We start from the raw sequence: 12,297 nt of genomic DNA, 5'->3' as shown, positions 1-12,297 counted from the left end.
CCCGTCGCGGCATACGTCCTGAGGGCCGGTATCCGGTGGCACCCTGCGGGCCGATGGCTCTCCCTGGTCTCCTTTTCCCCAAAAGGCCCACGCAAGGCTGGGTTCCGGCTGAAAGCGGCAGCATGTCCTTTCAGCCGGTCCGGAAAAGGAGTCCTTCCCAGTGCCCCGGCAGCGCTTCGTCGTTGCAGGCGCGGAAGACACGCCGTGTCGCGGCAGAGCTTCCGCTGACGGAATGCTGCCGGCAAAAAAAGCGGACATGACCATCACGGCCATGTCCGCTTTTCCGTATCTTTTTGTCTGCGGGGATCTCCCGGTACCTGAGGGCATATCCTACGCCCGCCGCACTGGTGGACCGGCAGAACCTGCTGGGCTTTTTTCCCGTTTTTCACACCAATACACGATGTCCGAGCCTGCGGGAAAAGGACAGATCCGGGCAAAGTTTTTTGGCGTGGAGGGGGAGCGCGAGGGGGAGGCCGCACCTTTTGTTCACAAAAGGGGGGCCTCCCCCTCGCATCATCTTTTTATGGTCAGCTAGTCTTCGAGCTGAGGATCCACAGGGGTGTAGTTCATGGTGCGCTGCACGGGGGTGAAGCCGGCGGCACGGATGATCTTGTGGATCTCATGACGGGTCAGGTGGTAGGACACGCCGGCGGCGGCCACCACGTTCTCCTCGATCATGAGCGAGCCGAAGTCGTTGGCACCGTAGAAGAGGGCCAGCTGGGCCACTTCGGGCCCCATGGTCACCCAGGAGGACTGGATGTTGGGGATATTGTCCAGCACCAGGCGCGACACGGCCAGCAGGCGCAGATAGGCGGGCGCGGGCAGGGGGGCCGTCACGTTGATGCGGGTATGGGCGGGCTGGAAGGTCCAGGGGATGAAGGCGGTGAAGCCGTGGGTCCTGTCCTGTACCTCGCGCACGGCGAAGAGGTGGTCCAGACGGTGGCGGGGCTCTTCCTCATGGCCGAACATCATGGTGGCGGTGGTGCGCATGCCCAGGTTGTGGGCGCGTTCCATGACGTAGAGCCACTGGTCCGCGCTGCACTTGTTGGGCGAGACCTGGGCGCGGACATCGTTCTGGAGGATCTCGGCGCCGCCGCCGGGGATGGAGTCCAGACCGGCGGCCTTGAGGCGGGAGATGACCTCGTCCACGCTCAGACCGAACTTCTGCGACCAGAAGAAGATCTCCGGCGGGGAGAAGGCATGGATGTGCAGGCTGGGCCAGGTGGCACGCATCCAGCGCAGCAGGTCTTCGTACCATTCCAGGGGCAGGTCGGGATGGTGCCCGCCCTGCAGCAGGATCTGGGTGCCGCCCAGGCGCAGGGTCTCGTCGATCTTCCGGGCCATCTCCTCGCGGGTGATGACGTAGCCTTCGCCGGATTCGGGCGCGCGGAAGAAGGCGCAGAAGCGGCAGGCGCAGACGCAGACGTTGGAATAGTTGATGTTGCGGTCGCCCACATAGGTGACGATGGGCTCGGGATGCAGGCGCAGGCGCATGGCGTGGGCCAGCTGGGCCAGCGTGTGCAGAGAGGCGCCGTAATACAGGGCTTCGGCGGCGGCGCGGTCCAGGCGCTTCCCGGCCAGGGAAAGGGCCGCGGCCTCCTTCACTTCGGGGCTTTCGTCAAAGGCGCTGTGCGCCGGACGGAACTGCTGGTCGCTCATGCGCGGGCCTCCTCGGTCTGGACGGTATTGAAGATGGCGTTGCGCCGCACGGGCGTGAAGCCCGCTTCACGGATCATGAATTCCAGTTCCTTGAGGGTCAGGCCCTGGGCGGAACCGGCACCGGCCATATGGCCGATATGCTCTTCCACCACGGTGCCGTCCAGGTCGTCGGCGCCGTACCAGAGGGCCGTCTGGGCCAGCTTGGTGCCCATCATGATCCAGTAGGCCTTGATGTGGGGGATGTTGTCCAGCATCAGGCGCGAGACGGCCACGGTGCGCAGCTGGTCGAGACCGCGCACGGGGCCGAGCTTTTCTTCAGGCAGCTTGAGCTTGCTGTTCTCGGTCAGGAAGGGCAGGGGGATGAAGCAGGTGAAACCGCCGCTCTTGTCCTGCTGTTCGCGCAGGCGGCAGAGATGGTCCACGCGCATGGCGTAGGTCTCCAGATGACCGTAGAGCATGGTGCAGTTGGTCTTGATGCCCAGGCTGTGGGCCTCGCCGGAGATTCGCAGCCACTCGGCGGAACCGGCCTTGTGGGGGCAGATCTGGGCGCGCAGGCCCTCGTCGAAGATCTCGGCGCCGCCGCCGGGCATCATGACCAGGCCGGCTTCCTTGAGGCGCTGCAGCACTTCGAGGGTGGAGCAGCCTTCCATCTTGGCGAAGTGGGCGATCTCCACCGGGGTGAAGGCCTTGATGAGCAGGTCGGGATTGAGCTCGCGCGCGGCGCGCAGGGTGTCCAGGAACCACTGGAAAGGACGGGTGGGATGGCAGCCGCCCACGATGTGCAGCTCGTCCAGATGCAGGGGCGTGGCGTCAGCGGCGCGCAGACGCTCCAGCACTTCCTCGGTGCTCAGGCAGAAGGCCCCCTGGTCTTCTTCGCGGTCGCGGCGGAAGGCGCAGAACACGCAGCCGTTGACGCAGACATTGGTATAATTTATTTGGCGGTTGACCACATACGAGGTCTTGTCCCCGTGCATGCGGCAACGCGCGTGGTGGGCCAGAGCGCCCACGGCGGTGATATCGGGGCAGGCGAAAAGCGCCATGCCGTCTTCGGCGCTCAGGCGCTGGCCGGCAAGGACCTTGTCCAGAACGTCGGCAAGCCCGAGGCTTGCGTAATAGGAAGCATCCAGCATAATGGTTATCCTCAAATGATGATTGGCCGAAGGCCGGAACAGCGCAGTATATGTTCCAGTCTCGCTGCCTGTCAAACTGTTACGCCGGATCAAACAAAGAGAGGTGTCCCGTGGCGGAGAACATGACGCTGGGCCTTTCGCCCTGTCCCAATGATACCTATATCTTCCATGCCCTGCTGCACCATCTGGTGCCGTCCCCGGCGCACTTCACGCCGCACATGGCCGACGTGGAGGAGCTCAATGCCCTTGCCCGGCAGAAGAAGCTGCCGGTGACCAAACTTTCGCTGGGCGTGGTGCCCTACATCATGGACGATTATGCCATCATGGCCTCGGGCGCCGCCCTGGGCTGGGGCTGCGGCCCGCTGGTGGTGGCCCGCGAGGACCTGCCCGAAGAAAAATGGAAAACGGCCCGCGTGGCCGTGCCGGGCCTCATGACCACGGCCAACCTGCTGCTGACCCTGCACGGCGGCTTCCAGGGCCCGCGCGAAGAGATGCTCTTCAGCGATGTCATGGATGCGGTGCTCACCGGCGAGGCGGACATGGGCGTCATCATCCATGAAGGCCGTTTCACCTATGCCGACCGCGGCCTGGTGAAGCTGCTGGACCTGGGGCAGTGGTGGGAAGCCACCTATCATGCGCCCCTGCCGCTGGGCGCCATCGCCGTGCGCCGCGACGTGCCCGTGGAGCTGGCCCGCGCCATCGAAGCGGCCATCACGGCCAGCGTGGACTATGCCAATGCCAACCCGCGCGCCTCGGCGGAATTCATCCGCGAACACGCGCAGGAGCTGGCCGAGAGCGTGACCTCGGCCCACATCAAGACCTTCGTCACCGAGTACAGCCGTGACCTGGGCGAAACGGGCCGTCAGGCCATCGCCCGTCTGGTGGAGACCGCGGCGAAGATGCAGGGCCTGCGCCTGCCCGAGGCGGGGCTCTTCCTGTAAAGCAGGGCCGCATCAGGCCTGTTCGTACGTATCCGGGGGCCTCGTGCGGTCATGCCGCCGGGGCCTTTTCAGGGCCGTTCCGCAGGGAACGGCCCTGTTTTTGCCTCCAACACAGAACATGATGACCAAGAACAGATTCTTTTCCCTCAATGAGGCCCGCCGCTTCCTGGCGCTGGGCCTGCCCGTGCTGGTGACGCAGATCGCCCAGATGGGCATGAATTTCGTGGACACGGCCATGACCGGCCAGGCCAGTACGGCGGACATAGCCGCCGTGGCCGTCTCGGGCTCCATCTGGGTGCCGGTTTCCCTGCTGGGCATGGGCTGCCTTTTGTCCCTACCCGCCATGATGGCCCATCTGGTGGGCGGCGGCGAACAGCAGCGCACCCCGCATCTGCTGCGGCAGGGCCTCTGGCTTTCGAGCCTGCTGTCGCTGGTGCTTATGGGCGTGTTCGCCTTCCTTTCCCTCCATCTGGAGCTGTTCGGCCTGGATGCCGAGCTGGCGCCGCTGGCGGCCGGGTATCTGCGGGCCATGCTCTTCGGCCTGCCGGGCATGATGCTGTTCGTGAACGTACGCGGCTTTCTGGAAGGCTATGCCCGCACGCGTCCGGCCATGCTCGTGGGCCTGCTGGGGCTGGCGCTCAACGTGCCCTGCAACTATGTGCTCATCTACGGCAAGCTGGGCCTGCCCCAGCTGGGGGCTGTGGGCTGCGGCGTTGCCACCGCCCTGTGCTACTGGTTCATGGGCCTGACCCTGGCCCTGTATGCCCGGCGCGAGGCACGCTGCCGCAAGCTGGGGCCGCTGTTCCTGCCCCTGCTGCTGCCGCGTACGGCAGGGGAGGGCGGCGAGGTCCGGCGGGTGGACTGGCCGCTGGTCTGGCGCATCTTCCGCATCGGCCTGCCCGGTGCGCTGGCTGCCTGTTTCGAGGCATCGCTGTTCGCGGTCACGGCCCTGCTGCTGGCACCGCTGGGCAAGGTGGTGGTGGCCGGGCACCAGATCGCCATGAACTTTTCCAGCATCGTCTACATGCTGCCCCTGTCGCTGAACATCACCGTGGCCATCCGGGTGGGGCAGAACCTGGGGGCCGGGCGTCTGGAACGGGCCCGCCTTTCGGCCCGCACGGCCCTGTGCCTGGGGCTGGGCCTGGCCCTGCTGACCATGACGGCCACCCTGTGCCTGCGGCCGCAGATCGCCCAGATCTACAACTCGGACCCCGCCGTGCTGGGGCTGGCCGTGGGCCTGCTGGTCTTCGCCGCCGTCAACCAGATCCCGGAATCGTTGCAGACGGTGAGCATCGGTGTGCTGCGCGCCTACAACGATACCCGCTACATCCTGGGCGTCTGCCTGTTCTCCTACTGGATCGTGGGGCTGGGCACGGGCTGGCCCCTGGCCCGGACGGACTGGCTGGTGCCCGCCATGGGCGCCACCGGCTTCTGGATAGGTTACGGCCTGGCCCTGTGGGTGAGCTTCAGCCTGTACCGTTTGCGCATGGGCCGCTTGCACCGGCTGGATGCGGAGGCCGTGCGCCAGCGCATCCGCCGCTGAGCGGGAGCGATGGATTTTAGCCGGATACGCACGCGGGGAAGGGGAGGCATGGCAAGGCCTCTCCTTTTTTGCGTGGCTGAAGGCCCATCTTCACGGACGTGCCTGCCATGACGGAACATGTGCCGCCACGGCAGGACAGGGGCATTGCGGGCCGTGCCGGCAAAGAAAAAGCGGGCGGCTTTTCGGGAAGGTATTTCCCGGTATGGCGCGGGCTTGTCATTCAAGGGGGGAGCAGGTATAGGAGGGGCGCGGACCGTACCCTGCCACGGCTGTGCCGGCAGGATGCCCCGCCTGCCTCCGGCCCGGCATAAGGGCTTGTCTTGTAACCGGATATTTCCGGCTGCGGATGGGAGACCATGCAGAACCAGTTCTTTTCTTTGTCCGAGGCCCGGCGCTTTGTTGCTCTGGGCCTCCCTGTATTTGTGGCCCAGATGTCACAGATGGGCATGAACTTCGTAGACACGGCCATGACCGGTCAGGCCAGCACGGCGGACATGGCTGCCGTGGCGGTGGCCGGTTCCATCTGGAACCCTCTTTCCCTGCTGGGCATCGGCTGCCTGCTTTCCCTGCCGGCCATGAGCGCCCATCTGGTGGGCGGCGGGCAGCGTTCGCGCACCCCGCACCTGCTGCGGCAGGGCATCTGGCTCACGCTGGTCATCAGCGCCATCCTGATGACCGCCTTTTACGTCATCTCCTGGCATTTGCAGTCCTTCGGGCTGGATGAGGAACTTTCCCGCCTGGGCGGCGGCTACTTGCGCGCCATGCTCTGGGGCCTGCCGGGCTTCATGCTGTTCGTCAATGTGCGCAGCTTTCTGGAAGGCTATGCCCGCACGCGCCCGGCCATGATCATCGGCATCCTGGGGCTGGCGCTCAACGTGCCCTGCAACTATGTGCTCATCTACGGCAAGCTGGGCCTGCCCCAGCTGGGGGCCGTGGGCTGCGGCGTGGCCACCGCCCTGTGTTACTGGTTCATGGCCGCCTGCATGATCTACTACGTGCGCCGGGATGCCCAGTACCGGGATCTGCATCCCCTGTTCCTGCCCCTGCTGCTGCCGCGCACGGCCCCTGCCTGCGGCTGCGAGGCCCGCGCCCGTGATGACGCCAGTCCCCTGGCCGCTCCCTATACGCCCGAGCCGGTGCCGTGCCGTTTCGACTTTCCCCTGATCTGGCGCATCCTGCGCATCGGCCTGCCCGGTGCGCTGGCCGTGTTCTTCGAGGTCTCGCTGTTCGCACTTTCCGCACTGCTGCTGGCACCGCTGGGCAAGGTCATCGTGGCCGGGCACCAGATCGCCATGAACTTTGCCGGGATGGTCTTCATGCTGCCCCTGTCGCTGAACATCACGGCGGCCATCCGGGTGGGGCAGAGCGTGGGGGCCGGGCGTCTGGGCCGGGCCCGTCTTTCGGCCCGCACGGCCCTGTGCATGGGCGCGGTCTCCTCGCTGATCATCGCGGCCTGCACGGCCCTGTTCCGCGAGCAGATCGTGCACATCTATAACGACGATCCCGCCGTGACGGCCCTGGCCATGAGCCTGCTGCTGCTCGGTTCCTGCTACCAGCTGGTGGACGCCCTGCAGACCATCAGTATCGGCATCCTGCGTGCCTACAACGATACCCGCATCATCTCGCTGGTCTGCTTCACCTCCTACTGGATCATCGGCCTGCCCCTGGGCTTCACGCTGGCCCGTACGGACTGGATCGTCCCGGCCATGGGGCCTGCGGGCTTCTGGATCTCCTATATCGTGGCCCTGGGCTTCGGGGCCCTGTGTTACCTGATACGCGTGCACCATCTGCATGGTCTGGAGGCCGAAGCCGTACGGCGGCGCATCCAGCGCTGACGTTCTGGAAGGCCCTGCGGCACCATGCCGCGGGGCCTTCTTTTTATCCGTTTGCCACGCCGCGATGCTGATCCCGGCGGTAAGAAAAATAATTGAAATTTGAATTTTAATTTGTTAACGTTTTTTGAACATGGCAGGAAATATTCTTGATTGGATAATGGAACTTTAGCACTATGAGGCGGTAATGGGCAGTATTTCCCACGGGGGGCACGAGCGCGGCAAGCGCGGTGACGGGGATCTGACCCGGGCCCGGATACTGGAATCGGCAGGGCAGCTGGCGGCCGAGTGCGGCTATGCCAACATGACCAGCAAACAGGTCTGTGAACGGGCCCATGTGAATATGGCGGCGGTCAATTATCATTTCGGCAGCCGCGAAGGGCTGTATGCGGCCGTGCTGGCCGAGGCCCATGACCGTCTCTTCACGCTGGAGCGCCTGCGCCAGATCCTGGCGGAGGGCACGGCGCGCGAAAAGCTTTCGCGTACGCTGGACGAGCTGCTGGCCCATCTGCACGGGCCGCGCAGCTGGCATGTGCGGGTGCTGGCACGGGAGTTTTTTTCGCCGGCGGGCTTTGTGGATCCTTTCCTGCAGGAAAAGGTGCATCCCAAAGCCCGGTTGTTGCGCGGCCTGCTGAGCGAGATCACCGGCATCCCGCAGGAGGCCTCCCAGCTGGACTGCTGCATCGCCAGTTCCATGGGGACCTGCATGATGCTCATCATGCTGGATCCGGCCTTTGCCAACAGTCTGTTCCCGAACCTGGCAGAAAAAAGCGCGTCCCTTGACCAGATGGTCAAGGACTTCATCTTTGCCGGGCTGGACGATGCCGCGGCCAAGTGGCGCGCCCGCTCGGCAGGGGCCGGGTGCGGGACCGGATACGACGAAAGACGATAGACGAGATTTATCCGGCAGAAGCGGGGGAATCAGGTAATGGAAGAAGCTTTGTATCTCGGGCTCGATGCAGGCTCCACCACGGTCAAGCTGGCCCTGGTGGATGCGCGGGGCACGCTGCTGGAAGCCCGTTATGAACGTCATGGCGCGGCGGTGCGCGCGACCTTGCGCACATTGCTGGAGGATCTGGCCGAACGGCGGCCCGGTCTGGTGGTGCGTCCGGCCATGACGGGCTCCGCGGCCCTGCGGCTGGCGCAGGCCCTGGAGCTGCCTTTCGTGCAGGAGGTACTGGCCACGTCGCGGGCCATCGCCGTCCTGGCGCCGCAGACCGACGTGGCTGTGGAACTGGGGGGCGAGGACGCCAAGATCCTTTATTTTTCCGACGGTTCGGACAATCTGCGCATGAACGAGGCCTGTGCCGGCGGTACCGGGGCCTTCATCGACCAGATGGCCAGCCTGCTGGATACCGATGCGGCCGGTCTCGATGCCCTGGCCGCGCGCCACACCACCATCTATCCCATCGCGTCCCGCTGCGGCGTCTTCGCCAAGACCGACGTGGTGCCCCTGCTCAACGAAGGCGCGCCCCGCGAGGATCTGGCGGCCTCCATCTTCCAGGCCGTGGTGGAACAGACCATCGGCGGTCTGGCCTGCGGCCACCCCATCCGCGGCAAGGTCGCCTTTTTGGGCGGGCCCCTGCATTTCCTGCCCCAGCTCAAGGCCCGCTTTGTGGAGACCCTGCACATGGCTCCCGAAGACGTGGTGGATGTGCCGGACGCCCAGTACGTGGTGGCGCGCGGTACGGCCCTGAGCCTGGTGGACATCCCCGGCATGGGGCGGCCCGTGGCTTCCGCGCCCGTGAGCGTGGCCGAACTGGCCGAACGCGCCCGCACCCGTACGTTTGAGGGCGAGACCAGCGCCAGCCTACCGCCCCTGTTCGATTCCGAAGCCGAATACCACGATTTCCTCGACCGTCACCGTCAGGACGCCGCGCCGCGCGGCCGGCTGGCCGAGGCCTCGGGCCCGCTCTATCTGGGCGTTGACCTGGGCTCCACCACGGTCAAGGCCGTGCTGGTGGACATCAACGGTGCCGTGCTGGACACCTGGTACCAGCGCAACCAGGGCGATCCGCTGGCCGGGCTGCTGCCCTATGCGGCCGATCTGGTGGACCGTCTGCCCGCCGGTGCCTGGATACAGGCCAGTGCGGCCACGGGCTACGGCGCCGACTACGCCCGGGCTGCCCTGGGCTCCGTCATCTCCGAAGTGGAGACCGTGGCCCACCTCAAGGCGGCCTGCCGTCTGGTACCGGACGCCACCTATGTCATCGACATCGGCGGCCAGGACATGAAATGCCTCAAGGTCCGGCAGGGCTGCATCGCGGGCGTGACCCTCAATGAAGCCTGTTCCGCCGGTTGCGGGGCCTTTCTGGAGACCTTTGCCCAAAGCCTGAACCTGAGCATGGAAGAATTCGTGCAGGCCGCGCTCTTTGCCCGCCATCCCGTGGATCTGGGCTCGCGCTGCACGGTGTTCATGAATTCCAAGGTAAAACAGGCCCAGAAGGAAGGCGCCTCCATCGGCGACATCGCGGCCGGGCTCTGTTATGCCGTCATCCGCAATGCCCTGTACAAGGTGCTGCGCCTGCGCACGCCCGACGAGCTGGGCGAACGCGTGCTGGTGCAGGGCGGTTCCTTCATGAACGACGCCCTGCTGCGCGTCATGGAAAACCTGCTGCAACGCGAGGTCAGCCGTCCCGACATCGCCGGGCTCATGGGCGCGTACGGCGCGGCCCTGCTGGCCCTGCGCCGCTGTGCCGGACAGGAGGAGCGCACGCCCCTGAGTTCCGCCGGGCTGCGCTCGCTGGAGATCACGACCAAGTCCGTGCGCTGCCGTGGCTGCGGCAACCATTGTCTGCTCAAGGTGCATCGTTTCTCCAACGGGCACCGCTTCGTGTCCGGCAACCGCTGCGAGCGCGGCGGCATGGGGGATTCGCAGGACGATGTCCCGGTCATGCCCAACATCTACGCCTGGAAGGCCCGGCGCCTGTTCCGCTACCAGCCGCTGGAGCCGGAGCAGGCCCCCCGCGGCCGCATGGGCATCCCCCGTGTGCTCAACATCTACGAGCACTATCCCTTCTGGTTCACCTTTTTCACCCGCTTGGGCTACAGGGTGGAGCTTTCCCCGGCATCGGGCAAGGAGCTGTACGATCTGGGGCTTTCGTCCATGCCGTCCCAGACGGTCTGCTATCCCGCCAAGCTGGCCCACGGCCATGTGACGGCCCTGCTGCGCCAGGGCGTGCGGGAGATCTTCTTCCCCTGTCTGCCGCGTGAAGGGCAGGATACCTCGGTGCGGGGCTACAACTGCCCCGTGGTCTCCGGCTATCCCGAGGTCATCCGCCTGAACACCGACGAGGTGCGGGAGCTGGGCGCGCATCTGTACACGCCCTTCGTCTCGCTGGAGCATCTGAACACCCTGGTGGACCGCCTGCACGAAGTGCTGGGCCTGCCCAAGCTGGAATTGTGGGAGGCGGCCCATGCGGCCCGTGCCGAGCAGGAGGCCTATCGTGCCGAACTGCGGGCCGAGGGCGAACGCATCCTGGCCCAGGTGGAACGTGAACGGGGGCTGGGCATCGTGCTGTGCGGCCGTCCCTACCATGCGGACCCTGCCGTGCATCACGGCCTGCCGGATTACATCGCGTCGCTGGGCGCGGCCGTGCTCAGCGAGGACAGCGTGGCCCATCTGGGCGTGCTGCGCGATCCTTTGCGCGTGGTGGACCAGTGGAGCTACCACTCCCGTCTGTACCGGGCCGCGGCCCTGGTCTGCGAGCGTCCCCTGCTGGAGCTGGTGCAGCTCACGTCCTTCGGCTGCGGCCTCGATGCCGTGACCAGCGACCAGGTGGCGGAACTGCTGACCCATCACGGTCGCCTGCATACGCTCATCAAGATCGACGAAGGCGCGTCGCTGGGGGCGGCCCGCATCCGCATCCGTTCGCTGCTGGCCGCGGTGCGGGAACGCCGCGAGAGCAGGGCGCCGGAGTTCCGGCAGTCCCCGCGCCCGGAAAGCCCGTACTTCACCGAAGACATGCGCGAGACCCACACCATCGTGGCCCCGCAGATGGCGCCGCTGCATTTCTCCATCATGGAGGCGGCGGTCAACAGCGCGGGCTACCGCTTGCAGGTGCTGCCCGTGGTCAGCCGCCGGGCCATCGAGCTGGGCCTGAACTACGTCCATAACGACGCCTGCTACCCGGCCATCGTGGTCATCGGCCAGATGCTGGACGCCCTGTTCAACGGCCGGTGCGACCCGCAGCGCACGGCCCTGATGCTGGCCCAGACCTGCGGCCCCTGCCGCGCCAGCAATTATCCGGCCCTTTTGCGCAAGGCCCTGCAGGAAGCGGGCTTCCCGCAGGTGCCCATCCTGACCCTGAGCAGCGGTTCCCTCAACAAGCAGCCGGGCTTCAAGATGTCGGGCAGCATGCTGCACCGCATGATCCTGAGTTGCCTGTACGGCGACATGCTGCAGCGTGTCTCCATGTCCTGCCGGGCCAACGAGCTGCACAAGGGCGATACCGACGCCCTGCTGGAACGCTGGACGCAGCGCGCCCGCGAAGTGGCGGGCAAGGGCGATACCCGTGCCTTCCGCAAGGACATGCGCCGCATCGTGGAAGACTTCACGAAGATCCCGCGTGACGGCGTTGTCCGGCCCAAGGTGGGCATCGTGGGCGAGATCCTGCTCAAGTACCACCCCGATGCCAACAACCATGTGGCCCGGCACATCATGGACGAAGGCGGCGAGCCCGTGCTCACCGACATCATGGACTTCTTCCTCTACTGCTTCATGGATCCCATGTACCGCTGGAAGCGGCTGGGCGGACGCATCCTGCCCGCGCTGGGCAGCTGGCTGTTCATCATGCGGGTGGAGATGCTGCGCGCCTCCATGCGCAAGGCCCTGGAGGGCAGCATCTTCATGCCCGTGTCCCGCATCCGGCATTTGTCGCACAGCGTCAAGGGCATCATCTCGCGCGGCAACCAGGCCGGTGAAGGCTGGCTCCTGACCGCCGAGATGCTGGAGCTTATCGACAACGGCGCCACCAACGTGCTCTGCCTGCAACCCTTCGGCTGCCTGCCCAACCATATCACCGGCAAGGGCGTCATGAAGGAACTCAAGCGCCTGCGTCCCGCGGCCAACCTCATGGCCGTGGACTATGACCCCGGCAGCAGCGAGGCCAACCAGCTCAACCGCATCAAGCTCTTCATGTCCATGGCTCACGCCAGGATGCGGAAGGAGTAACGGGCCCCGCGCCTTGAGG

Annotated in this window: 7 protein-coding genes and 1 pseudogene; 5 read left to right on the top strand and 3 right to left on the bottom strand. The window is 65.8% G+C overall.

Annotated features, from left to right (window positions below; all coding sequences use genetic code 11):
• Positions 1 to 330: 330 nt before the first annotated feature.
• From HF854_RS12965 to mqnE, 3 genes and pseudogenes are all read right to left on the bottom strand, one after another.
• Positions 331 to 432, bottom strand: a pseudogene (locus HF854_RS12965) (hypothetical protein); the annotation flags it as partial.
• Positions 433 to 531: 99 nt separating this feature from the next.
• Positions 532 to 1,659, bottom strand: a complete 1,128-nt coding sequence (mqnC, locus tag HF854_RS04500) for a cyclic dehypoxanthinyl futalosine synthase (protein WP_168935238.1) — start codon at positions 1,657 to 1,659, stop codon at positions 532 to 534.
• A complete protein-coding gene (gene mqnE, locus HF854_RS04495) occupies positions 1,656 to 2,789 on the bottom strand; it encodes an aminofutalosine synthase MqnE (protein ID WP_006008480.1) in 1,134 nt (377 codons plus the stop codon). Before mqnE ends, mqnC begins: the two co-directional genes overlap by 4 nt.
• 110 nt (positions 2,790 to 2,899) lie before the next feature.
• On the opposite strand from mqnE, the gene HF854_RS04490 reads away from it, so the two are divergent.
• From HF854_RS04490 to HF854_RS04470, 5 genes are all read left to right on the top strand, one after another.
• Positions 2,900 to 3,730, top strand: a complete 831-nt coding sequence (locus tag HF854_RS04490) for a 1,4-dihydroxy-6-naphtoate synthase (protein ID WP_204625408.1) — start codon at positions 2,900 to 2,902, stop codon at positions 3,728 to 3,730.
• Positions 3,731 to 3,851: 121 nt separating this feature from the next.
• Entirely contained in the window at positions 3,852 to 5,273 is a 1,422-nt protein-coding gene (locus tag HF854_RS04485; RefSeq protein ID WP_240937658.1) for an MATE family efflux transporter, read from the top strand.
• Positions 5,274 to 5,629: 356 nt separating this feature from the next.
• On the top strand, positions 5,630 to 7,108 hold the full coding sequence (locus HF854_RS04480; protein WP_168935236.1) for an MATE family efflux transporter: 1,479 nt from the start codon (positions 5,630 to 5,632) through the stop codon (positions 7,106 to 7,108).
• A 184-nt stretch (positions 7,109 to 7,292) separates the two neighbouring features.
• The gene (locus tag HF854_RS04475) at positions 7,293 to 7,997 is read left to right on the top strand and encodes a TetR/AcrR family transcriptional regulator (protein ID WP_168935235.1); all 705 of its coding nucleotides are present in this window, start codon (positions 7,293 to 7,295) and stop codon (positions 7,995 to 7,997) included.
• A 36-nt stretch (positions 7,998 to 8,033) separates the two neighbouring features.
• Complete coding sequence (locus tag HF854_RS04470) at positions 8,034 to 12,278, top strand: acyl-CoA dehydratase activase-related protein (protein WP_168935234.1); 4,245 nt, start codon at positions 8,034 to 8,036, stop codon at positions 12,276 to 12,278.
• The last annotated feature ends 19 nt before the right edge of the window (positions 12,279 to 12,297 follow it).

Origin of the sequence: Desulfovibrio piger, from assembly GCF_012843875.1 — a bacterium.
Classification (GTDB): Bacteria; Desulfobacterota; Desulfovibrionia; order Desulfovibrionales; family Desulfovibrionaceae; genus Desulfovibrio.
This window is presented reverse-complemented; position numbering and strand designations above follow the sequence as displayed.